This window comes from Rhizobium sp. 768_B6_N1_8 (assembly GCF_051811225.1).
GTDB lineage: Bacteria > Pseudomonadota > Alphaproteobacteria > Rhizobiales > Rhizobiaceae > Rhizobium.
The window spans coordinates 1,014,140-1,037,000 of sequence record NZ_JBPWPV010000002.1 but is presented as its reverse complement, the minus strand read 5'-3'; the positions used below and the strand labels follow the sequence as shown (position 1 = coordinate 1,037,000).

General features: G+C 59.6%; 21 protein-coding genes. 14 read left to right on the top strand and 7 right to left on the bottom strand.

Features of this window, described 5'->3' with window-relative positions:
- The first annotated feature begins 412 nt into the window (after positions 1 to 412).
- From AB8B33_RS29135 to AB8B33_RS29110, 6 genes are read left to right on the top strand one after another with little or no spacing between them, the layout of a single operon-like run.
- Positions 413 to 919 (top strand): acyltransferase, encoded by a 507-nt coding sequence (locus AB8B33_RS29135; RefSeq protein WP_439018880.1) that lies wholly within the window; start codon positions 413 to 415, stop codon positions 917 to 919.
- On the top strand, positions 916 to 1,953 hold the full coding sequence (locus AB8B33_RS29130) for a Gfo/Idh/MocA family protein (protein WP_007813020.1): 1,038 nt from the start codon (positions 916 to 918) through the stop codon (positions 1,951 to 1,953). Before AB8B33_RS29135 ends, AB8B33_RS29130 begins: the two co-directional genes overlap by 4 nt.
- The gene (locus AB8B33_RS29125; protein WP_439018028.1) at positions 1,950 to 3,053 is read left to right on the top strand and encodes a DegT/DnrJ/EryC1/StrS family aminotransferase; all 1,104 of its coding nucleotides are present in this window, start codon (positions 1,950 to 1,952) and stop codon (positions 3,051 to 3,053) included. The genes AB8B33_RS29130 and AB8B33_RS29125 overlap by 4 nt, the downstream gene beginning before the upstream one ends.
- Positions 3,043 to 3,762 carry an acyltransferase gene (locus tag AB8B33_RS29120; RefSeq protein WP_439018027.1) on the top strand — a complete coding sequence of 240 codons (720 nt, stop codon included), beginning with the start codon at positions 3,043 to 3,045 and terminating at the stop codon, positions 3,760 to 3,762. Before AB8B33_RS29125 ends, AB8B33_RS29120 begins: the two co-directional genes overlap by 11 nt.
- Positions 3,759 to 4,733: an NAD-dependent epimerase/dehydratase family protein gene (locus AB8B33_RS29115; RefSeq protein WP_439018026.1), complete on the top strand. Its 975-nt coding sequence runs from the start codon at positions 3,759 to 3,761 to the stop codon at positions 4,731 to 4,733. Before AB8B33_RS29120 ends, AB8B33_RS29115 begins: the two co-directional genes overlap by 4 nt.
- The gene (locus AB8B33_RS29110; RefSeq protein WP_439018025.1) at positions 4,730 to 5,947 is read left to right on the top strand and encodes a DegT/DnrJ/EryC1/StrS family aminotransferase; all 1,218 of its coding nucleotides are present in this window, start codon (positions 4,730 to 4,732) and stop codon (positions 5,945 to 5,947) included. The genes AB8B33_RS29115 and AB8B33_RS29110 overlap by 4 nt, the downstream gene beginning before the upstream one ends.
- Positions 5,948 to 6,017: 70 nt before the next feature.
- On the opposite strand, the gene AB8B33_RS29105 is transcribed toward AB8B33_RS29110, so the two are convergent.
- From AB8B33_RS29105 to AB8B33_RS29090, 4 genes are all read right to left on the bottom strand, one after another.
- The gene (locus AB8B33_RS29105; protein ID WP_439018024.1) at positions 6,018 to 7,526 is read right to left on the bottom strand and encodes an O-antigen translocase; all 1,509 of its coding nucleotides are present in this window, start codon (positions 7,524 to 7,526) and stop codon (positions 6,018 to 6,020) included.
- 79 nt (positions 7,527 to 7,605) lie between these two features.
- On the bottom strand, positions 7,606 to 8,916 hold the full coding sequence (locus tag AB8B33_RS29100; protein WP_439018023.1) for a polysaccharide biosynthesis/export family protein: 1,311 nt from the start codon (positions 8,914 to 8,916) through the stop codon (positions 7,606 to 7,608).
- 288 nt (positions 8,917 to 9,204) lie between these two features.
- On the bottom strand, positions 9,205 to 9,741 hold the full coding sequence (locus tag AB8B33_RS29095; RefSeq protein ID WP_113321726.1) for an OmpA family protein: 537 nt from the start codon (positions 9,739 to 9,741) through the stop codon (positions 9,205 to 9,207).
- Positions 9,742 to 9,754: 13 nt separating this feature from the next.
- Positions 9,755 to 10,426 (bottom strand): L,D-transpeptidase, encoded by a 672-nt coding sequence (locus AB8B33_RS29090; RefSeq protein WP_439018879.1) that lies wholly within the window; start codon positions 10,424 to 10,426, stop codon positions 9,755 to 9,757.
- Positions 10,427 to 10,874: 448 nt separating this feature from the next.
- Here AB8B33_RS29090 and AB8B33_RS29085 point away from each other — a divergent pair, with 448 nt between their 5' ends.
- The 8 genes from AB8B33_RS29085 (at position 10,875) to AB8B33_RS29050 (ending at position 18,741) form a co-directional block, all read left to right on the top strand.
- On the top strand, positions 10,875 to 11,153 hold the full coding sequence (locus tag AB8B33_RS29085; RefSeq protein ID WP_439018926.1) for a hypothetical protein: 279 nt from the start codon (positions 10,875 to 10,877) through the stop codon (positions 11,151 to 11,153).
- 158 nt (positions 11,154 to 11,311) lie between these two features.
- On the top strand, positions 11,312 to 13,036 hold the full coding sequence (locus tag AB8B33_RS29080) for a peptidoglycan D,D-transpeptidase FtsI family protein (protein WP_439018022.1): 1,725 nt from the start codon (positions 11,312 to 11,314) through the stop codon (positions 13,034 to 13,036).
- A 166-nt stretch (positions 13,037 to 13,202) separates the two neighbouring features.
- The gene (locus AB8B33_RS29075) at positions 13,203 to 13,844 is read left to right on the top strand and encodes a TetR/AcrR family transcriptional regulator (RefSeq protein WP_439018021.1); all 642 of its coding nucleotides are present in this window, start codon (positions 13,203 to 13,205) and stop codon (positions 13,842 to 13,844) included.
- Between the two features lie 111 nt (positions 13,845 to 13,955).
- Positions 13,956 to 14,798 carry a metallophosphoesterase family protein gene (locus AB8B33_RS29070; RefSeq protein WP_439018020.1) on the top strand — a complete coding sequence of 281 codons (843 nt, stop codon included), beginning with the start codon at positions 13,956 to 13,958 and terminating at the stop codon, positions 14,796 to 14,798.
- A 16-nt stretch (positions 14,799 to 14,814) separates the two neighbouring features.
- Complete coding sequence (locus tag AB8B33_RS29065; RefSeq protein WP_439018019.1) at positions 14,815 to 16,110, top strand: ABC transporter substrate-binding protein; 1,296 nt, start codon at positions 14,815 to 14,817, stop codon at positions 16,108 to 16,110.
- Positions 16,111 to 16,191: 81 nt separating this feature from the next.
- Positions 16,192 to 17,145 carry a carbohydrate ABC transporter permease gene (locus AB8B33_RS29060; protein WP_439018018.1) on the top strand — a complete coding sequence of 318 codons (954 nt, stop codon included), beginning with the start codon at positions 16,192 to 16,194 and terminating at the stop codon, positions 17,143 to 17,145.
- Complete coding sequence (locus AB8B33_RS29055; protein WP_439018017.1) at positions 17,135 to 17,995, top strand: carbohydrate ABC transporter permease; 861 nt, start codon at positions 17,135 to 17,137, stop codon at positions 17,993 to 17,995. The genes AB8B33_RS29060 and AB8B33_RS29055 overlap by 11 nt, the downstream gene beginning before the upstream one ends.
- A 2-nt stretch (positions 17,996 to 17,997) precedes the next feature.
- Complete coding sequence (locus AB8B33_RS29050; RefSeq protein ID WP_113321717.1) at positions 17,998 to 18,741, top strand: tyrosine-protein phosphatase; 744 nt, start codon at positions 17,998 to 18,000, stop codon at positions 18,739 to 18,741.
- 52 nt (positions 18,742 to 18,793) lie between these two features.
- On the opposite strand, the gene AB8B33_RS29045 is transcribed toward AB8B33_RS29050, so the two are convergent.
- The 3 genes from AB8B33_RS29045 to AB8B33_RS29035 are packed head-to-tail and all read right to left on the bottom strand — an operon-like array spanning position 18,794 to position 22,808.
- Positions 18,794 to 20,038 (bottom strand): amidohydrolase family protein, encoded by a 1,245-nt coding sequence (locus tag AB8B33_RS29045; protein WP_439018016.1) that lies wholly within the window; start codon positions 20,036 to 20,038, stop codon positions 18,794 to 18,796.
- Positions 20,035 to 21,609, bottom strand: a complete 1,575-nt coding sequence (locus tag AB8B33_RS29040; protein WP_439018015.1) for a gamma-glutamyltransferase family protein — start codon at positions 21,607 to 21,609, stop codon at positions 20,035 to 20,037. Before AB8B33_RS29040 ends, AB8B33_RS29045 begins: the two co-directional genes overlap by 4 nt.
- Positions 21,609 to 22,808 carry an amidohydrolase family protein gene (locus AB8B33_RS29035; protein WP_439018014.1) on the bottom strand — a complete coding sequence of 400 codons (1,200 nt, stop codon included), beginning with the start codon at positions 22,806 to 22,808 and terminating at the stop codon, positions 21,609 to 21,611. The genes AB8B33_RS29040 and AB8B33_RS29035 overlap by 1 nt, the downstream gene beginning before the upstream one ends.
- Between the last annotated feature and the right edge of the window lie 53 nt (positions 22,809 to 22,861).

Here is a 22,861-nt window from a genome sequence, read left to right as displayed (position 1 = left end):
AAAGGAGCAGATTAGTTCCATCGTAAGGTGTAAAGAGGACGTAATTCTTGGTATAAACTCATGCGATACTAGGTCATTCGCGGAGGGGTTGATTACGTTGCTCCTCGGTTACGGACGAACTGCTAAACGCATGAAAATAATGCTCACCCCGGCGCATGATCGGGGCCGGTCCGCGCTTGCTCCATCACCAATGTTGATCGTTGGCTATGAACTTTGGCGTACATCGTCATAGGTAGATACGTCTTTAGGTTAATAAGCTTAGACGTTTTGTTTCTTTACTCCGATGGCGAAAACAATTCTCTTTGAATGGAAAGAAATATTTGTTTTTTCGAAATGAAACCTTGGGCGCAATCATATGGTTGACGGTTTCATTTAGAAATCCGGTTTGTAGAAGAGTAAGGGGTGCATGCGTATGATTGCATCAAACGTAAGGCTGGATGATAGCTGCGTCATCCATCATCGAGATCTTGTGAATCTCTATGGCTGCACGATCGGCGCGGGAACGCGCGTCGGCACTTTCGTCGAAATCCAGAAAAACGTCCTCGTCGGAAAAGACTGCAAAATCTCCAGCCATTCCTTCATCTGCGAAGGCGTGACGCTGGAAGACGGCGTTTTTATCGGCCACGGGGTGATGTTCACCAATGACACGTACCCGCGCGCCGTCAATGCGGATGGCAGTCTGCAGACCGAAGCAGACTGGGTTGTCATCCCCACGCTGGTCAAGCGCCACGCGTCAATCGGCAGCAATGCGACCATTCTGCCTGGCGTAACCATCGGAGAAGCCGCGCAGGTCGGCGCCGGGGCAGTTGTAACAAAAGATGTGCCTGCGGGCGCCATTGTCGCCGGTGTTCCGGCCAGGATTACCGGTCGCGTTCATGACCGGGCAGCTGACATGCAAGCGTTGGGAGGAATGCGATGATCGGTATTGCTGTTGTTGGATATGGGTATTGGGGCCCGAACCTGGTTCGCAACATCTCGGAAGCGGCCGGTGCGCAACTCATTTCAGTCTGTGATCTCAATGTCGAACGGTTGGCGGCTGTCAAAAGCCGCTACCCCGCAGTGACGATTACTGATGATTTTGAGGAAGTCCTGCGCGATCCGAGAGTGGATGCCATCGCTATCGCGACGCCGGTCTTCACCCATTTCAAGCTCGCAATGCAGGCTATGATGGCCGGAAAGCATGTCTTCGTCGAAAAGCCGATGGCTTCGACGACGGAGGAAGCCTCGCGGATGGTCGAAGAGGCCACACGCCGACGCCTCGTGCTGGCGGTCGATCATACCTTTGTCCACACAGGTGCCGTTCGCAAGATGCGCGAACTGGTCGAGAGCGGCTTGGGCGACATGTATTATTACGACTCGGTTCGGGTCAATCTGGGGCTTTTCCAGCATGATGTCAGCGTCATCTGGGATCTCGCGGTGCACGATCTCTCCATCCTGGACCATGTCGTACAGGAAAGGCCGGTGGCTGTTTCAGCGACGGGCATGAGCCATGTACTCGGCGAGCCGGAGAACATCGCCTATCTGACGCTCTTCTTCGAAAGCAAGCTCATCGCTCACATCCACGTCAATTGGCTGGCACCCGTCAAGGTGCGCCGCACGCTGATCGGCGGCAGCAACAAGATGGTCGTCTACGACGATCTGGAGCCCAGCGAAAAAATCAAAGTCTACGACAAGGGCATCACGCTGAACCCGAATTCTCAGGCCTATGGCGAGAAGGTGCATCAGATGATGGTCGGCTACCGCAGTGGTGACATGTGGGCGCCCAAGCTCGATATGACCGAGGCGTTGAAACGCGAACTGGATCAGTTCGTTGAGTGCATCGAGCAGAATTCGCGGCCCATCACGGACGGCCATGCCGGCCTGCGCGTCGTTCGCATTCTTGAAGCCGCAAGTCGGTCGCTCGCTCAGCGCGGCCGTATCATCGAGCTCGAAGAGGCGAGGCGCATTGCATGATCCCCTTTCTGGACCTCAAAGCACAATATCAATCCATCAAGAGCGAAATCGACGCCGCCGTGCTCGGCGTCCTGGCCTCGGGACAATACATACTGGGCGAGGAGGTCATCCGTCTTGAGCAGGAATTCGCAGATTATTGCAACGTCAAGCATGCGATCGCAGTCAATACCGGGACGAGTGCTTTGCATCTGTCCCTTCTTGCGGCGGGTGTCGGCCCTGGCGATGAAGTCATCACCGTGCCATTCACCTTTGTCGCGACGGTGTCGGCGATCTGCTACACAGGTGCACGACCTGTCTTCGTCGATGTTGAGCCCGTAACGCTCACAATGGATGCGGCCCAGCTCGAGACAAAGATTACGTCCCGGACCAAGGCCATTATTCCCGTCCACCTCTACGGCCAGATGGCCGATATGGACGCGATCAAGGCGATCGCCGACCATTACCGGATACCGGTCATCGAGGATGCCTGCCAGGCACATGGAGCTTGCTACAAGGGTGCGCGCGCCGGCAGCATCGGCACATCCGGCTGCTTCAGCTTCTATCCGGGCAAAAACCTTGGCGCCTGCGGCGAGGGAGGTATCGTCGTAACGAACAGCGACGATCACGCCAAGACGATGCGCATGCTGCGTGACTGGGGTCAGGAGCAGCGCTATCACCATCTGTTGAAGGGCTTCAATTATCGCATGGATGCCATTCAAGGCGCTATCCTGCGTATCAAGCTCCGGCATCTCGAAGCCTGGACCGAGGCGCGTCGAACGCATGGTCGCCGCTACTCCTCGCTGCTTGCGGGATCGGCGCATTTAAAGACGCCTGTCGAGGTCGCGGAGCGGCGCCACGTCTACCACGTTTATGCCATCAGAAGCCGTGATCGCGATGCGCTTCAGCGCGTGCTCGCTGCAGAAGGCATTCAGTCCGGGCTGCACTATCCGATCCCCGTTCATCTGCAGAAGGCCCATACCGACCTTGGTTACCAAGCCGGTGATTTCCCGGTCTCGGAAGCCGCGGCACGGGAAGTCCTCTCGCTGCCGATCTATCCCGAGATGCCTGCGTGGCACGTCGATCAGGTGGCCGCTGCGCTGGAGTACGCGTATGTCAGCTAGTTGTGCAGGCGAGGCCAGGGTCGTGCAGGCGGTCCATGGCCGCCACGAAAGGCCGGCGGACCCTGCCTACCAGGCTGGGTTAGCCGAAGAACTCAGGCAATCATACGGGCGCGCTGGCCTGATCGAGCTCTACGGTCGCTTCGCCAGCGGTGACGGTGTCGTCGACACCCTGATGCGGAAAGCCATCTGGCAAGCGATTGCGCGCAGCTGCGGCACTGGATTGCAGGTCGCAGGCGGTGCCGGTTTCAAACATCCGGAGACCTTCGAAATCGGCAATGGCGTGTTCATCGGTGCCCAGGCCTATATCCAGGGGCGCTTCGACGGCACTTGCGTGATCGGCGACAATGTCTGGATCGGCCCGATGGCCTATTTCGACGCACGCGATCTGGTGATTGAGGATTGTGTCGGCTGGGGGCCTGGCGCCAAGGTGCTTGGTTCGACCCATACGGCACTGCCGGTGGATGTGCCAATCATCCGCACGGATCTCGAAATCAAGCCGGTCCGCATCGGCGCATGGGCCGATATCGGTACGAATGCCACAATTCTTCCCGGCGCCAGCATCGGGAAGGGGGCAATCGTCGGAGCAGGCGCGGTTGTCGTCTCCGATGTCGAACCGTTTTCAGTTGTCGCCGGTGTGCCGGCGAAGTTCATTCGCTGGCGCACGGAAGCCGATTCTGTGCTGGATATATCGCGTGGAGGAAGATCGTGAGAAATCAACGGGTGCTCATTACCGGAGGAGCCGGCCTGATCGGGTCGCATATTGCCGATCTCGTCGCATTGGAAAAACCGCGCGAGATCATCATCCTCGACAATTTCGTGCGCGGGCGCCGGGACAATCTCAGCACGGCAATAGCCGGCGGGTCCGTTAATATCATCGAGGGAGATATCCGCGACAGAGCGCTGCTTGCGAAAACCTTCGAAGGCGTTGACATCGTCTTCCATCAGGCGGCCATCCGCATCACGCAATGCGCGGAAGATCCGCGGCTCGCCTTCGATGTGTTGGCCGAGGGCACGTTCAATGTCCTTGAAGCTGCCGTGAAGGCAGGTATTTCGAAGGTCGTTGCTGCTTCTTCTGCCTCTGTGCTGGGGCTTGCCGAGAGCTTTCCGACCACCGAAGCGCATCATCCCTATAATAACAGGACGATCTACGGCGCGGCCAAGACATTCAATGAGGGGCTGCTTCGCAGCTTCGCTGACATGTACGGCCTGCGTTATGTGGCGCTTCGCTATTTCAACGTCTACGGGCCGCGAATGGACGTTTACGGCGCCTATACCGAAGTGCTGATCCGCTGGATGGAGCGTCTGGCCGCCGGAATGCCGCCGGTTGTCCATGGAGACGGTAGTCAGACGATGGACTTCGTCGATGCACGCGACATCGCCCGGGCAAACCTGCTGGCTGCGAAGAGCAATGTCACGGATGAGGTGTTCAATGTCGCGAGCGGCAGGGAAATAAGCCTCCTGGAACTCGCGCAGATGCTGAGCAGCATCATGGGTGTCTCACTCGAACCGGAGCACAAAGAAGCTCGTGCGGTCAATGGCGTGACCCGTCGTCTTGCCGATATCAGCAAGGCCGAGAAACTCTTGGGATTCAAAGCGGAAATATCGATGGAACAAGGGCTTCGCGACCTTGTGGCCTGGTGGCAGCTGAAGACTGCTGCAGCAGGAGGTCAAGCTGCATGAGCCCGTCACCATCGACAATTCCGGTTGCCAAGCCCGTTCTTGGGGAGGAGGAGGCCGAGGCTGCGCGCCGCGTTATTCTGTCAGGATGGGTGACGCAGGGGCCGGAAGTCGCAGCTTTCGAGAGCGAATTTGCCGCCTTTGTCGGTGCGGCGCATGCCTGCGCCGTTTCCAACTGCACGACTGCGCTGCATCTCGCCCTGAAGGCCGTCGGTGTCAGTGCCGGCGATGAAGTCATCACGGTCAGCCATTCGTTCATCGCAACCGCGAATGCCATTCGGTATTGCGATGGGGTGCCTGTTTTTGTCGACATCGAGGCGGATGGTTACAATATCGACGCCAGCCTGATCGAAGCGGCAATCACATCGCGCACCAAAGCAATTCTCTGCGTGCATCAACTCGGCATGCCTTGCGATCTCCGCCCGATCGTGGAGATCGGCAAGCGCCTTCAGATACCGGTTATCGAGGATGCAGCCTGCGCGACGGGAAGCGAAATCCTCTGGGACGGGCGCTGGGAAAAGATCGGCAAGGCGCATGGCGACATTGCCTGCTTTTCCTTCCATCCCCGGAAGGTCGTCACGACAGGTGACGGCGGCATGTTGACTACGGCCAATCCCGAATATGACCGAAAATTCCGGCTATGGCGCCAGCATGGCATGAGCGTTACCGATACCGTTCGTCACGGCTCGAAACAGGTGATCTTCGAAGACTATGACGAACTGGGCTACAACTACCGTATGACCGACCTTCAGGCCGCCGTCGGACGCGAGCAGTTGCGGCGGCTGCCGGGACTGATCGCACAGCGGAGGCTGCTTGCCGAGCAGTATCGTGAGCACCTGTCCGTGATATCAGCAGGGCTGTCGCCGGTGGAGCCACGTTGGGCTCGCAGCAACTGGCAGAGCTTCTGTGTGAGATTGCCTGAAACCGTCGATCAACGGGCGGTCATGCAAGCCCTCCTCGATCAGGGGATCTCGACGCGGCGCGGCGTGATGAACATTCATCTGGAGAGAGCCTATTCCGACCGGAGCTCGCATCGCGTTGCCACAAGCCTGATGCAAAGCGTATCAGCGCAACAGCAAACGCTTATCCTGCCGCTTTTTGCTCAGATGACGGAGCTCGACATCGCACGTGTTGTCGAGGCACTTCGCGGAGCGCTTGCTGAAGCCGTGACCGGTCATGCGAGTGTGCAACGCGATCTGGACGTCGCTCTCGCCTGACAGCGTTTTTGCGTGACGTAATATTTGCATGACGAACAATGCGCGTATCACCCGATGCGCGCATTGTTCGTCATACAGACTTCGCAATCCATCCCCGGATGATTGCTGGCACGGATTCTGGCGGAAGCAGATCAACCAGCATGCGCAGCGAATAGAGCCCGGTGAGAGCCACAGCGACGGAGCCAATCGCCGTCGCCGGCCATAGCGGCAGGACCGAGAACGACAGGAAGACCAATCCCGAGACAGGCAGGAAAAGCAAAGCGTGCCTGCGATTGCCGGTGGACCAGCGAAAACCGGTAACCTTCCGCACGATCACGTAGATCAGAATGCTGTGCCAGACATAGAGGCCGAAAAACGCCATGCCGGCTCCTGGCGTGCCGAGCAGCGATACGAAGAACCAGGCGAGCCCCACATGAACGACTGCGGCCGCCACCTCCGTCCAGAAGAAAATCGCCTGGGTACGCTTCGCCACGACAATGAAGCCCATTGGCCAGGAGATGATCCGGAGCATCATTCCAAGGCAAATCCAGCGCAAAAGATCCACGGCCCCGTGAAACTCCGCAGAATAGAATAAGCTCATCATGAGCGGCGCCAAGGTCAGCGTGGCGAGCAGACCGGGGCCGGCCAGCAACATGCTGATTTCGGCCTGTTCATTGACCAGCCGATTGCATTCGGCATCGTTGTCCGCTGCTGCGGTCAACCGTGGATAGAAATCCGTTCCCATAGCCTGCAGGATGAAGCCGGCGTAGAGGCCGCCAAGGCCCCAGGCTGCCTGATACAATCCCGCCGCCATGACGCCACCCTCCTTCAGCACGATGAGGCGGATGGCATAGGCTGCACCGAAGGTCAGAAGCCCGCTTGCCATGAAGACGAAGCCGAGCCTGAGCAGCGCCGACACTTCCCGGCCGAACTGGCGCGCGGGCATTGGCGAGGGATGCGGGTAGATCCGCCGGCTGTACCACCAGGTCGGAAGGATTGAGGCAGCCGCGATCACCACGAGAGACGGTGCGATCGCCTGCATGCCGAACAAATAGATCAGCGGGATGCTGACCGCCGTGCCGAAAAGCCCGGCAAGCACGTTGATGCGGGCAAGATCTGCAATGCCCCGCAGGCCCTGGATCAATGCAGTCTGCCCTGCAGAGACCAGTCGACAGAAGATTGCCAGCGACAGCAATGCGATGCCACCGGCATGCTGGTAGTCGCCGAAAGTGAAATTCGAGACCGGGAATGCCAGCGCAGCGAGAAGGAGCGCACCAAGCAATGCGAGCACCAACGATATGCGTCTGAGCACTGTCGCCGATCGCGCGATCCTTTCTGCGTCATCGGTGCCCGCAGCCTCGGCAATCTGGCGCACGCCACTGCTTCCCACGCCAAGCCCGGCAATCGCCTGCGCGATATCGAGGATTGACCCGTAAAGGCCCATGAGCCCTACGCCTTCCGGCCCGAGGAGAACAGCCATGGCTTTGTTTCTGATAATGCTGAGTGCGACGTTCACGAGCGAAGAGCCGCCCATCAACATCGTCGACTTGAGGATCTGGGTGTAAGTCTGGCTGCTGGGTGGGGTCATGCGCAAAGTCATCAGATGCCCCAGCCGTTTATCCCGTGATGACGCTCAACCGCCCGCCGAAAGCGCGGCTGCGGCACATGCTTTTCGCGCTTCACCGGCTCACCTGACTGATATGCGCCTCTGTCTGAACAGGCAGCGCAGTGGCGTCGTCGGACGGCACATCCGCGATGCGGGGCTGTATTACCTTGACCACGTCACCCGGCGCCAGTTCCGTTGTTTCGGAGGCCTGGAACTGATTGACTTGCCCGTTGTCCCGCCGGCTCACGGTGAATGTCAGCGGAAGTTCTTCACCGCTGTCACTCACGTTGCTGCCGTTGGAGAGCTCTTCAAGAAGCAGCTGTTGTGTCGTGTCGCGCTTCAATCTGAGCTGATCGAGGTTGGCCTTTTCCGCCTGCACCTCGGAAGCGACTTCGCTCCGGCGTGTGTCGGAAAGTCCCTCGAGATTGCGCGTCGTCTCGTTGATCGCCTGGCGACCCCGCATGATAGCCGTGACGAGGTCGAGCCGGTCGGAGCGATAGGTGGTGAGCAACCGTTCCAGATCCATCTGGCGTGAGGTGATCGTGAGGCCCTTCTCGACCAGCGTCTTGACGCTGGTCAACTGCTCCTCGACCGACTGGATATTGTCATCCGAGCCCTTCAGCTTCTCTTCCAGCGTATCGATTTCCGCCTTCAAGAGATTGCGCAATTCGACAAGCGCCGTCGACTGCCTGTCCAGTGCACTTGCGCGAGCCTGAAATATGACCCTCTCCTCGTCATGGATACTGGTGGCATATTGCTGGTCGACGGCGGGCGGCTGGTCGAAGCTTATCTCCTTTGCTCCGGCCATCTCCGCTTGCAGCCGCGCGAGCTTTGCGGAGCTGCGCAGCAGCGAATGGTCGATTTCCCGCAAGTCGCCGGCAAGCGTGATCGTTTGCGATCGTTGCCGTGCTCCCGGCCGCAGTGGGCCGCCGCTCATGGCCAGAGATTGCAGGACGCTGAGGCCCGAGCGAAACTTGTATTCCCCCGGCGTGGTTACGTCTCCCACGACATAGATGGACGGATAGTCGAGAACATCGATGGTGACCGCAGGTGTCTGGGCCAAACCCATCTTTTCCTGCAGGCGCTTGGCAATCTCATTGGTTAGGCCGGCATTGTCCAGATTTCCAACGGACAGCGATCCCAGAAAGGGCAGGGAGACTGCGCCTTCATTCGAAATCGTATATTCGCCGCCGATCGCATCCCATCGCTCGAACTGACCCTTGGACGGCATCCATTGGACGACCGTCAGACGGATTTTCGTTTGCGGAGCAAAGGGCGTGTCGTCGGCGTAAGCTGGCGACACAGCGCCGGCGAGAAAGACGAGTGCGCTGACGGCAAACGTCGCACGATAGAACATGTGAGGAACGCGGTACGAAAACTTCATTTACATGTCCAGCCTGCAAAGCATCCTAATCGGATACAGGTTCAATGCCTTAGACGCTGCGCGCACGCCGAACACCGGGTCCGAGGCCGCAACATCAGTGTGCAGCCTGGCGAAGCCTTGAGGAAGATGAAGGCCGGATGCTTGGCTTCATCACTTTTGATGAGACGGGGTAGTGTGCTTCAACCCAGATCGAGCGGGCGCACATATCTCCGGCTCACGAACGGCCGTTGGAAGCGGAGAGGTCAGGCGCGCCCCCACGGATTGAGGTCATAAGCCAGGAAATTGCAGTCAGATCGCATCCCGCTCCGTGCGCAGATTGGCGACGACGCGCCTGTTCTGCACCTTGCACGAACGCTGTGTGCAGTCGCGAACTTCGCGATCTGCACCGTAACCCTTGGCCCACATGCGGTTGGCGTCGACGCCCTTCGAGACGAGATAGGCCATGACGGCATCGGCGCGCTGCTGCGACAGGTTCTTCATTTTCGACTCCGAACCGGAATCATCGGCAAATCCCTGCAGCTTGATCAGCCAGGCCGGGTTCCTGTTCAGCCAGGCAGCCTGGTTGTCCAGCGTTGTCATGGAGACGGTATCGAGTTTGGCGGAATCTTGCGTGAAGTAGATCCGTCGGCCGACACTGAGGATGAAATCCTCTTCACTGCCAGCCTTGACGTTCTCGAAACCGGGTGCGGGATCGTTGGTCTGGCCGGTCATCGGTGCTGTCGCAGGTTCCTCCACGGAGGCGATATCGGTGGTGGTGCAGGCCGTGAGCGCCAGAAGCATGGCCGAGACGGCAAGGCGCATCGCATATGCGGTCAAAACAGACATCAAGCTGATTTCCTCATTCGACCGGGGTGGCCTGGCTGACCTCGGCGGCGGGCGCCTGGTCGGCAATATGCGGCAGAACCTGCACCGCGGTGCCGATCGGGCAACGCTGGTAAAGATCAATGGCGTCTTCGTTGAACATTCGGATGCAGCCACTGGAGGCATCCTTGCCGATGCTCCACGGTTCCAACGTGCCGTGGAAGCGATAGCCGGTATCGACGCCGTCACGCAGCAGGTACATGGCACGGGGCCCGAGTGGATTCTTCGGCGAGCCTCCCGCCACGAATTCGGGCAGTTCGGGATGACGCTTGCGCATCTCCGGAGGCGGTGTCCAGCGCGGCCAAAGCGATTTGTTGTCGATCGTGGCGCGGCCAAACCATTTGAAGCCCTCGCGGCCGACGCCGACGCCGTAGCGAATGGCTGTCTTGTTCTCCATGATCAAATAGAGAAAATGATGCCGCGTATCGACAACAACGGTGCCGATCGGCTCGCTGCTGAAATATTTGACAACCTGGCGGTGCCATTGCTTGTCGATCTTGGCGAAGTTGGTCGCTCGGAACGTGACGCCATTGTCGACTGCGGTGCCGGCAAAATAGGAAGCTGCCTGGGCAAAGGCCGGTTTCCCTACCGCGCCGGTGCCAAGTAACGCCAATCCACCAAACAGAATATCCCTGCGAGTCCACACCATCGGCCGTATCCCCCTCAAAGCCAAGCTGCGCGGTGCCAGTAAATCAGATTTTTCATTTGTCACAACACAAAACTCTTCTCATCCCCTAAAGGCTGAGGTGGAGTTGCTAATGTCCGCGGTCTGCGTTGCTCCGATCGTTACTCGGAGAGATCGGCGCTATACCCACCTGGATAACATCACCAGGAGGCGGCCACGAACTGTGCGGCCTTGCGAAGTTGGATTGCGGTTCCGTGCGGGGAGCCGCTGATCAGACGGTATTTGGCTGGCCTGCCGGTTGTTCATCTCCGCGTTTCGGGAGGACTGAGGCCGATGGCGTTAGAAATAAAAGCGCGGCTGTCGATCGCTACCAAGCTGTCCGTGCGGTGCTGAGCGCGAACGTATGGGAAGAAGTGACAAGGGCCACGTGAGCCTTGAGCGAAACGGCACAGTTTCCGGGATAGGAGAGGTTGTGCTGGATCAGATGTTTAAGCAACTCATCGGCGTTGCGCTTTTCAGTCAGCGGAAATGTCACAGTCATATGCGTTCCTCCGAGGAGCAAATTGACCCTTCGGAGGGATTTAGGCCCGAATTCTTTTTGCGCTGCAACAAGAAAATTTTAACCATAAAATTAAAATCGATTAGCTTTCTGGGTGGTTATTTTAAAATCGTTTTAAATCATCCAGTGATTTTTGGCGCGGGCGTAGAGCGGCTGCGACAAAATGCACGCAGCCGGATAAGACCTTGTTAACCATCCAGGTCTCAGATGGGCAGAAGTTTAAACGTTCTACCAGAGCCGTGGGAATGTGTTCCGCCGCGTAGGGCTATAAATCCGCACATGCCTCCCCTCGAGAGTCGATGCCGACGGGTGGGTTATGCGCAAGTGCGTTCTGTTCTCGGTGTGTGGCAATGTCGATCATTCATAGTATCAGCGTAAGAAGCGGTCGGCTGGTAAAGCTCACCTTCGAATCTGCCCCCTTCACGCGAGCCGCTCGCAAGACCGCCGGAACGGCCCGGCAAGCCAGAAGCCGTATTGTCACCCTCGCAGGCGTCCTCGGCATCGTCTACGTCGGAATGTTCGGCAAGCTGATCTATTATGGCCTTGCCGTCGACACGACGACATCGAGCATTCCGCCAAATCCGATCATGGCCTCACGGCCGGATATCCTCGACCGCAACGGCGAACTCCTGGCGACCGATATCCGCACGGTTTCGATGTTTGCCGAGCCGAGCCATATGGTCGATGTCGATGAGGCGGTCGAGAAGCTCACGCAGCTTTTCCCGGAACTCGACCGGAAAACGCTCTATCAGAAACTGTCGGACAAGCGTTCGCAGTTCACATGGCTGCGTCGCCAGCTGACGCCGAAGCAGCAAAGCGAGGTTCTGGCTCTCGGCCTTCCCGCCATCGGCTTCCGCCCCGAAGTGAAGCGCTTCTATCCTGGCGGGCGCACGGCGGCCCACATTCTCGGCTATGTCGATATCGACAACAAGGGCATGGCCGGCATGGAAAAATATCTCGACATGCAGGGGCTCTCTGATCTGGAATCCACCGGGCTTGCGGTGCGCGAAAATCTGGAGCCGGTGAAGCTGTCGATCGACATCCGGGCGCAGAATGTCGTTCATGACGTGGTCACCGACGCAATCACCACCTATAAGGGCGAGGCCGCAGGCGCCGTCATTCTCGACATCCACACGGGCGAGGTTCTGGCCATGGCTTCCGCCCCCGATTTCGACCCGAACGACCCGCAGGCGAACGGCAGCGAAGGCTGGCTGAACCGCATGTCGAACGGCACTTTCGAAATGGGCTCGACCTTCAAGACCTTCTCGATGGCGTTGGCGCTCGACAGCGGCACGGTCAAACTCTCAGACAGTTTCGATGCCACTGGCCCGCTGCACTACGGCGGCTTCATCATCCATGACGACCATGACGTGCCGCGCCGCTGGCTGACCATTCCGGAAATCTTCCGCTATTCCTCCAATATCGGCACGGCGAGGATGATGGATCTGGTCGGCATGGATCGTCAGAAGGACTATCTGACCCGCTTTGGCCTCTTGACGAAGATGCAGACCGAGCTGCCGGAGGTGAAAACACCGACGCAGCCGAAAGTATGGAAGAAGATCAATTCGATCACGATCTCCTTCGGCCATGGTGTCGCGACCACGCCATTGCAGACAGCGGTTGCCGGTGCCGCTCTCGTCGATGGCGGTGAGCTCATAGAGCCGACTTTCCTGCCGCGCTCGGCCGAAGAGGCAGCAAAAACCGAGCAGCAGATCGTCAAGAAAAGCACAAGCGACACGATCCGCGCACTCTTCAAGCTCAATGGCGAACAGGGCTCCGGACGCACGGCCGACGTGCCTGGTTTCCATGTCGGCGGCAAGACGGGCACGGCGAACAAGGTCGTGAACGGCCATTATTCGCACACGCTGAGCTTCAACGCCTATCTCGCGGCATTCCCGATCGATGCGCCGAAATATGTCGTGCTGTCCTTCATCGACGAACCGCTGACCGGCCAGCACGGGCTCACCTTCGCGACGAATACGGCAGCACCCATGGTGCATGACATCATCAGCCGCGCCGCGCCTATTCTGGGCGTCGAACCGGATTTCGGGCAGAACCTGCTGGCCTCATATTGAGGGCTGGCGGGCGCGGTTTGAAATCTTCTGTGACGGTTTTTTCTGCTGAGCAGTGCAATTATTGACCGAATCGTTGCCGGCAGTGAAGTTCATCGAACTTTCATTGCGTTGCGTCATCCGGGCTACATACTTGCGGCCTAGGTCATTGGGCGAAGGTGCGCGCCTCATGTCCAGTCGAACGAACGTCACTGCAAAACGCCTCATGGATGCCTGCGAGCTGCTGCTTTGCGAGGCGCATGCCCTCGAAGAACTGACGGCGCGCCGGATCGCGATCCAGGCGCAGGCGACGCCTTCGGCGATCGTCTATCATTTCGGATCCCAGGAAGAACTGATCACCGCCGTTGCAGAGCGCGTCTATCGCCGGCTGAACGCCGAGCGCCTGAGCCTGCTGCAGAAAGCCGTCGATCGGCGGGCGCCCAATCCCCCCGATATCGAGGAGGTGATTGCAGCCCTTGTTGGTCCGTCGATCCGCTGGGCGACCGATCCGACATCGAGCTATCCAGTGCTGTCGCACTTCACCTCGATGGCCCATTCCCACCGTGACGGTGCGCCTCACTATCGTCGCATCATCGACGATGTTGAGCATCACAGGGCCTTCATTCCGCAATTGAAGCGGATCGCTCCGTGGCTCGAGGAAGTGGATATCGGCTGGCGCCTGAACTGTGCGCTCGGCATCCGCTCGCAGGTCACCCGCAGCAGGCAGCGCACCGAGCTCCTCACCAATCATCAGATGGATCTCGACAATCCGGATCTCGTCATAGCGCGCATGGTGGAGGTGATTGCGCCGATGTTCCGTCGGGCTTCCTGAGCTTCGCGGATGAAGTCCTAACGTCTTTCGAACAGCATTCGAAATCCGTCACGCCTGCGAAACACGCCCCCTCTATCGGTTTTCATCAGAGAACCGTCAGGGAGCCTTCCGATGCGCCGCGAGACCACTTTCATTCATCTGACTGACCTGCACATCGGCACCGCCGATGACGATCATCTTTACAGCGATACGTCCGAGACGCTCAACCAAGTGCTCGATCTGGTCGCCACAGTCACGCCTAAGCCGCAATTCGTGATCGCCAGTGGCGACCTCACCAACCGCGGTGATGCGGAGAGCTTCCGTCGACTGAAGGAGATCATGGATGCACGCATCGACGTGCCGGTGATCTATGCGCTCGGCAATCACGACACTCGTCCCGGTTTTTACGAGGGTATGGGCGTTACGATCGAAGATCCGGATGCCCCCTACGATCACGATGTCGTCGTCGATGGCATCCACATCGTCACGATCGACTCCTCTACGCCGGGACTGATCGGCGGAACAATCGATCCGGAACAGTTCGACTGGCTGGCCTCGACACTGGATACGCATCCCGATCTGCCCAAGCTGATCGTCGTCCATCATCCGCCGGCTCTAGGTGAAAAACCTGATACAACCCACTGGCGGACCATTCATTTTCCGCAGTCGGAACGCTTCAGATCGCTGCTCAAGGGCCGCGATATCATCGGCATCCTCAGCGGCCACATCCATCATGACCGCGTGTCCGTCTGGCACGGCATCCCCGTCGTTGTCGGCACCGGCCAGCATGCAGCGACCGACATTCTGCGCACCGACATTTTGCGCATGGTGCGCGGCGCCTCTTTCGGCATCGGCACCATCCGTCAGTCCGGCCTGACCATGGCCTTCGTGCCGCTGCCGTCCGACCGCGCCGAACTCAACACCTATCCACTCGAAATGCTGTTGGCGCGGGCCGTTCCCGTCGCGGCCGAATAAACGTCAGGAGACATCCATGTTGCGCAGAACCATGTTGCAGTTCACGGCAGCACTCGCCGCCGTTTCGCTCTTACCATTGGGCGCATTCGCCGAAATGCCCGCATCCGTCGACAAGCCGGTGACGATCAGCTTCTACAACTACAATCTCGCCTCGGCGAGCGCCGGGGCCGATGCCACCAAGGAACTGATTGCCGCTTTCGAAAAGAAATTCCCCAACATCAAGGTCGAGACCGTCGCCGTCCCGTCCAATGAGATCATGTCGCGCGTGCAGGCCGATATCGTCGCCGGCAAGCAGCCGGACGTAGCACAATTGGTGTTCCGCGATTTGATCTACATCGCCAGCGACCTCGGCGCCAACGCGCTGGAAGACATGGTCGATGCGAACGAACTAAAGGATCAGTTCGCCGGCATGATCCCGCAGGGCCTCGAACTCGGCAAGGTCGATGGCAAGACCTATGGCCTTGCCTATACGTTCTCGACGCCGATCCTGTTTTACAATGCCGACCTCTTCAAGCAGGCGGGCCTCGATCCGGACAAGCCCCCGAGGACCTGGGACGATATCAACGTTGCCGGCAAGGCCATCAAGGAGAAGACCGGCAAGAACGGCTTCTTCCCCGGCGCTTACGGCCCGACCGACGGCACCTTCGTCTATCAGTCGATCGTCATGTCGAATGGCGGCAAGGTGCGCGACGGCGACAAGCTGACCTTTGCCGACAAGGACGCGGCGGACGCCGTGAAGATGCTGCGCAACATGGTCGACAGCGGCGCGCATGCCAAGATCGATCCGGCGAGCGCATCCGATACGTTTGCCGCCGGCAATATGGGCATGTTCCTCTATACGAGCGCACTGCTGTCCAGTGTCAAGAAGTCGGCTCAGGGCAAGTTCGAGCTGCGGCTTGCACCGATGCCCTCCTTTGGCGACAAGCCGACGGCGCCGACCAATTCCGGCAGCGCCCTCTTCGTCTTCAGCAAGGACCCCGACAAGCAGCGCGCCTCCTATGAGCTCCTCAAATATCTGACGAGCAAGGAAGCCTACACGATCATCACCAGCAAGATCGGCTACCTGCCGCTGCGCCTCGATATCGTCGACGACCCGAACTATCTCGGCCCTTGGCTCAAGGAAAATCCGATGTTTCGGGCCAACATCAAACAGCTCGACCGACTGACCGCCAATATCGCCTTTCCCGGACCGAATTATCGCCAGGTCGAAAAGATGATGATGGACGGTGTTCGCGAAGCTGTCTTCGGAAGCGGCGACCCGGTCGAAGTGCTGAAGAGTGCGCAGGAGCAGGGTCAGGACCTGATGCCATAAGCCCATCTTGATCTTCACGAGGAAGGTGAGGGGCGGCGACGAGGGCCGCCCTTTGCCGACAGTCGATCGGAGCTTTCGCCAATGACAGATATCCAGGCAGAAGTGGCCGGCCCCGCCACAGTGAAAATGGCTTCGGTGCGGTCGGAAATGACCCGCGAACGGTTTACCATTGCGCCTTGGCTCTATCTGGCGCCTGCGCTCATCCTGCTGATGGTCTGGACCTACATCCCGCTTGCCGAGACATTCCGCCTGTCTTTCTATCAGTGGAACATGCTGCCGACGTCGCCGCAACGCTTTGTCGGACTGACCAATTACCAGCGGCTGCTGGCGCTGCCGGAAATGCGCAACGCTCTCTGGAACACGCTCTATTACACGATCGGCTTGTTTCCGATGTCGGTGATCATTCCGCTTTTCGTCGCGATCTGGACGCAGGATCTCGGCGGCCGCGCCCGGACGATCTACAGGTCGCTGATCTTCGTGCCGATGATCATTGCTCCAGTCGTAGCCGCCATCCTGTGGCGCTGGCTGCTGAACGAAGACCAGGGGCTTATAACGCTCGCTCTCGAGGGTCTTGGCCTCGGCCGCATCGGCTTCCTGACCGATCCCGCCTATGCCCTGCCGACGTTGACCTGGATCACCGGTTGGAAGTTGATCGGCTTTTCGACGCTGCTCTTTTCCGCCGCCAATGCGGGTATCAACCCGTCCTATATCGAGGCGGCGCGCATCGACGGTGCCAGCCGTTGGCGCATCATCCGCGATATCAGGCTGCCGCTGCTCTCGCCGACGATCCTGCTGCTGTCGATGATGACGGTGCTTTTCGGCGCGCAGTGGAGCTTTGCCTATATCAATGTGCTGACCAATGGCGGCCCGCTGAAGTCCACGACCAACATCTTCTACCTGCTCTGGGAATACGGCTTCCAGACGCTTTCGGCTGGCTGGAGCTCGGCCGCCGGTATGATCGCTTTTGCCGGCTTCGCGGTGCTTGCTGCGCTGTGCATGTGGTTGACGAAGAGGTTTGCCTTCTATGACAACTGACAGACTCGACGATCACAGGCCGAGCCGATCGGCTCCGTCCCGCGGATTGGTGCGCAAGCTCGGCGTGCACGCCATCATGGTGCTCCTTTCCTTCGTTTCGATCTTTCCGATCTACTGGATGATCGTCACATCGTTGCGACCGGAGAACGAGATCTTCTCCGTTGCACTCTGGCCGTCCCGTCCGACCTTCGACAATTACCTCTTCGTGTTAACGCGCGTGCCGATGCTGCAGATGCTCTTCAACACGGCGATCGTAGCAGCCGCGACTGCCTTGCTGCAGGTCGTGACCGGCATGTTTGCCGCCTACGCGCTGGTGCGCTGGCGAATGCGGCTATCGTCTGTCGTCCATGGTCTGATTGCGCTCTCCTGGCTCGTGCCTTTCCAGGTCACGATGATCCCGAATTATGTGCTCGCCTCCAGGCTAGGGCTGCTCGACACATTGACGGGCCTCGTCGTGCCGAATGCCGCCCACGCTTTTGCGATCCTGCTTCTCTATCATGCCATGAGGGCCTTCCCGACCGAAGTGCTGGAGGCTGCCCGCGTGGATGGGGCACGAAGCCTGCGCATCCTCTGGCAGATCGTCACGCCCAACATGGGCGCGCCCATTGCCTCCTTGTCGATCATCGCCTTCATTTCCGCCTGGAACGAATATTTTTGGCCGCTGCTCCTGTCGCGAAAGCCGGAGAATTCGGTCGTGCAGATAGGCCTGCAGATGTTCATGACCCAGGAGGGCAACCTCTGGGGGCCACTGATGGCGGCGGCGGCACTCGCCAGTCTGCCGATCCTGCTGATCTATCTCGTGCTCCAGCGCCACGTCATCGAATCCTTCATGAAATCCGGAATCCGCTGATCATGCAAAATTATGAGAGACTTATTGCGCTGGAAGGCGCCCATAACGTGCGCGACCTTGGCGGCTATCCGGCTGGCAATGACAGGCAGACGCGCTGGCGCTCGGTCCTGCGTGGCGACGCCCTGCATGCGCTGAGCGAAGCCGACATCGAGGCGCTGATCGCCCATGGGGTCACGACGGTGATCGACCTGCGCAATTCTCAGGAACTCGCACGTGAAGCCAATCCGTTCTTGAATGACCCGCGCGTTTACTACGAAAACGTCTCGTTGTTTTCGGCCCTAGCGCCGGTCGAATTGATGGCAGCGGAAGCGACCGATTTCGACATGGGCGACCGTTACTGTCACGCCCTCGACAATTGCCAGCCGGCGATCGCCAGGGTGCTGACGGCGATCGCACACGCACCCGATGGGATCGTTCTCTTCCATTGCACGGCCGGCAAGGATCGCACCGGCATCATCGCCGCTTTGATGCTGGCGCACGCCGGCGTCGATGAAGCAACGATTATCGAGGACTATGCGCTGACCGGCTCGATATTCGCGCCCTTGCTTACCGACTTCCGGGCACGGGCAATCGCACGCGGCGTACCTTCTGATCTTGCAGACCTGATACTCGCCTCGGCACCGCAGAGCATGGCCCGGGCACTCGGGTACCTTGCCGGGCATTATGGCCGCGTTGGTTCCTATCTCGCGCAGATAGGCTTGGGCGAAGCGGAAATCACCAGCCTCAGACAGCGGCTGTGCGATTGAACCTTGCTCTGACGCGTTGAGCGAGAGGGCAGCCTGCGTAAATCGAGCGTCGTCAGCCCGGCCGATAAAGACGCGGTCTGCCATTATCGAAACTCCTGCGTCCGCCCTTCCAGCCGGCAATGACACGGGCGATCTCGCGCACCGCCGCACGCGGGCCAGAAGTATCGAGCAGCACGATCGTCGCCTCGGCGCCCACTTGCAACCGTTTGACGCCGCCAAGCTGGCGTGCCGCCACTTCTGTCACCATGTCGAAAACCAGCGCCATGTCCTCATCCCGCGAGAGCTGGGCGACATTGGCAAAAAGATTGGCCATTCGGATCAGCGAGGCATCGCCATAGGGGGTGAAGGGATTGAGGACGTTGTTCGTTGCAATGGAGGTGGTGACACCACGGCCTGCCAGCAGATGGGCGGGCGCAACGCCGCGGGGCACCAGCCGGTCATGGCTGCGCCCGTTCAGGAACAGATCGGTGGACGGCAGAACGGAAAGTGCAATGCCGGCTTCAGCCAGCCTGTCGGCGATGGCGACGACCTCTGCTTGTGACATGGCAGAGAGATTGGTGACGTGGCCGATCGCCACGCGACCCTGCCAACCGTGACGAAGCGTGGCCTCGATCACTGCCGGCAGATCGGTTCGGTGAGGATCGAGGCTGAAATCGAGATGGAAATCGACCGGCAAGTCATGTTTTTGTGCCAGCGCAAAGATCATTTCGATATGCCTGTTGGGATCGGGGTCCGTATAGGGACAGCCGCCAACCAGATCCGCACCATTGGAAAGGGCGTCATCGAGCATGCCTGATGTCTCGGGCTCGTTCGTCAGCCCGTCCTGGGCGAAGGCGCAGATCTCGATATCAACTGCGAAGGCATAATCCGCGCGAATGCGCTTGATTGCCTCGAACGAGCGGAAGCCAGCGCGGGGATCGATCTCGACAAAGGTCCGCATCCGCGTGGTACCGTGCGAAATCGCCTTCTCGACGACGCGTGCGGCCCGGGCATAGACATCCTCTCCCTCAAAGCCCGCCTTGGCCCTGGCCGTTTCCCGCACCGCCTCGGCAAGCGTGCCTTCGCAAATCGTGCAGCGGTCAAGAATGCAGGCTTTGTCCAGGTGGATGTGCGTGTCCACAAATCCACGGAAGGCGAAAGCGCCCTCGCCATCGACGCTTTCTATGGCCTCGCACCGTATATCGGATCCGATATCAGCGATCAGACCCTTTCGCACGGCTATGTCGACGAGAGCGCCATTTTCTTCAATGCGGATGTTGCGGATAACGAGATCGAACAATTGGTCGGTGATCGTCACAGCGAGATCGCGCCTCCGTCGCTGCGCGGATCGTGGGCGCCGTCAATCATCCCATCTTGCCCGATGCGAATCACGCCGGCCTGGCCGCCGAGCGGGCTGAAGCTGTCGATGGTCGATATCTCATGGCCTATTGCGGCGAGCGCGGCGACAATTTCCGGGCCGGCATTCTCCTCGATCTTCAGGCTATCCCGGCTGTCGGAGAAGGTGCGGCCGAGCAGAAAGCGCGGGCGGGATAGCGCGGCGGCTGGATCGAGCCCATGGTCGATTAGCAGGCTGAGAAGCAGCGACAGAGTCTGTGGCTGTCCATCGGCTCCTTGGGTACCGTAGACGAGATGCGGGCGACCGTTCTTGAGAGCGAGCCCGGGATTGAGCGTGTAGAACGGTCGCTTGCCGGGACTGGCGACATTGGGGCTGGCGGGGTCGGTGCTGAAAGCCGTCCCCCTGTTCTGCCAGAGGATACCGGTATCGCTGACCACGACGCCACTGCCCCAGTCGAAGTAGAGGCTTTGCAGCAGCGATGCGCAGCGCCCCTTGCTATCGACAGCGGCAAGCAGGGCCGTGTCACCATGCCGATAGGGCTGCGGCCATGCTAGTGCGCGGCCGGGATCGATTGCCGCCGCCTTCGCTGCGAGCCGCACCGGATCGAGCAGCTTCTGTGAAACATCAGCTGCGAAGCGGGGATCGGCGATCGCGTGCCGGTCGAGAAAGGCCTGTTTCACCGCTTCGACAAGCCTGTGGTAGAAGCCCGCGTTGTCGGGAGGGAAATCCGTCATCGGCAAATGGTTGAGCACGCCCATGATGCCGAGCGTCGTTATTCCCTGGGTTGGGGGAGGTGGTGCGAGCAGGGTTGTATCGCGATAGGTCTGCCGGAGCGGGGTCGCGATATCAGTTCGTGTTGCAGCGAGATCGGCGGCCGAAAGCGGCGAGCCGGCTTCTGCAAGCCCAGCGGCGATCCGCCGGGCAAGCGCGCCCTCATAGAATTCACGGGTGCCATGGCGGGCAATAGCGGCAAGCGTCTTGCCAAGTTCCGGCTGCCGCTGAACGCCTGTTGATCGGAACAGCTTCGTGAAGCCCGGCCAGTTCCCGAGTTCACTGCGGCGGAATTCGTACCAGAAGGCATGCGATCGGCTGACCTCGAAGCCGCCGTCCGCCAGGGCGATCGCGTCGTCAAGCAGGCTTGGCAAGCTCTCCGAGCCCGCCCATTCGGCTATGGAGTGGGCAAGCACTTTCTCCCAGCTATCGACGAGGCAGGCGCTCGTCAGCGTGGAGCGGGCACCGCGAAGTGGGATGTCTCCATCCGGAATGACGCCCGCCGCCTGACCAATACCTAGGAAGGTTTGTGCCTTGCCCGTCTCATCCGCAATCAGCCAGACGCCATCGCCGCCGAGCCCGCAGAAATGCGGGTAGGTGACCGAAAGAGCTGCGCCGGCGGCAACCAGCGCTTCAATGGCATTTCCCCCGCGCCGCAGCACCTTCGCGCCTGCTTCGCTGGCAAGCCAATGCGGCGTCACAATCATGGCGCCGCGGGACGACGTGTCAGCTCGACTATTCTGGGTGACGGGATTGGACATCAGCGTATCACGGAGCCGTTGTCGGCGACGAGCCGGCCTTCCTTGAAGACCCGGCGTGGCTTTGGAATGGCGACGACGGCCTCCGGCACATGCTCGGCTGCAAGGGTGACGAAATCGGCCTTTGCGCCGATACCAATGCCGTAGCCTTCCAGTCGTAGCGCCTTCGCGCCGCCTGATGTCACCACGTCGAAGGCGGCGCTGAGTTCCGCATCGGTGTAGAAGCCGGAGCGGTAGGCGATAATCTCTGCGCGGTGCAGCATGTCGCCATCCCCGAAGGGCCACCAGGAATCACGGATATTATCGCTGCCGCTGAAGACGGTGACGCCGGCAGCGCGCAGCAGTGCGACAGGAGGGAAATTGTGGTTGCCGGGCGCATTGGTCATGATCGAGACGCCGCTCTTGGCGATCAGGGTAGCGATCTTCTTGGCGGCGTCGGGCGCGAGATCGCCAAGGCCGTAGGCATGGCTGACGGCGACATGCCCCTGCATACCAAGGGCGGTTGTGCGAGCACAGATCTCCTCGATCGTCATCGCGCCAAGCGTGCTTGCGTCGTGAAGATGGATGTCGACATCGACGCCGCGCTTTTCGGCAATGCCGAAGACCACGTCGAGATGACCCTTGATGTCGCGGTCGAAGGAGAGCGGATCGAGCCCGCCGACGAGATCGGCGCCCATTGCGATCGCCTCATCCATCAATTCCGGCGTACCCGGGCTCTTCAGGATACCGCTTTGCGGGAAGGCGACGAGCTGAATGTCGATGATGTCAGCGTATTCCTCGCGTACTTTCAGGATGGTTTCGAGCGACTTGAGCCCGACCGACCCATCGACCATCACGTGGCTGCGCATCTGCAAGGCGCCGTTCGAAATGCACAGGTCGAGCTGGTTGCGGGCACGCTCGTCCATGGGCGCTGCGGCAGCCATATTCTCAGCCTGAAAGGCGACGCGCTCATGCAAATCGAAGCCATTGGTGCACGGTTTGTGCGGGATCCATTTGTCTCCGTAGAAGCTCGTGTCGAGGTGGATATGACCCTCGACGAAGCTCGGCACGAGGAGCGCTCCGCCAATATCGACGACATCCTTCGCGCCTTCGCTGGAGCTTGCCGGCTCTATCGCCGCGATCCGGCCGTCCCGCACCATGATGTTTTTCAGCGTACCGTCGGCAAGCTTTGCGTTGGTGAAGACTGTTTCCACTGCACTCACTGATGGTTCCTTTCCCTTCCATTATCGGCCAGACCCCGCCCGATGCAGGGTCC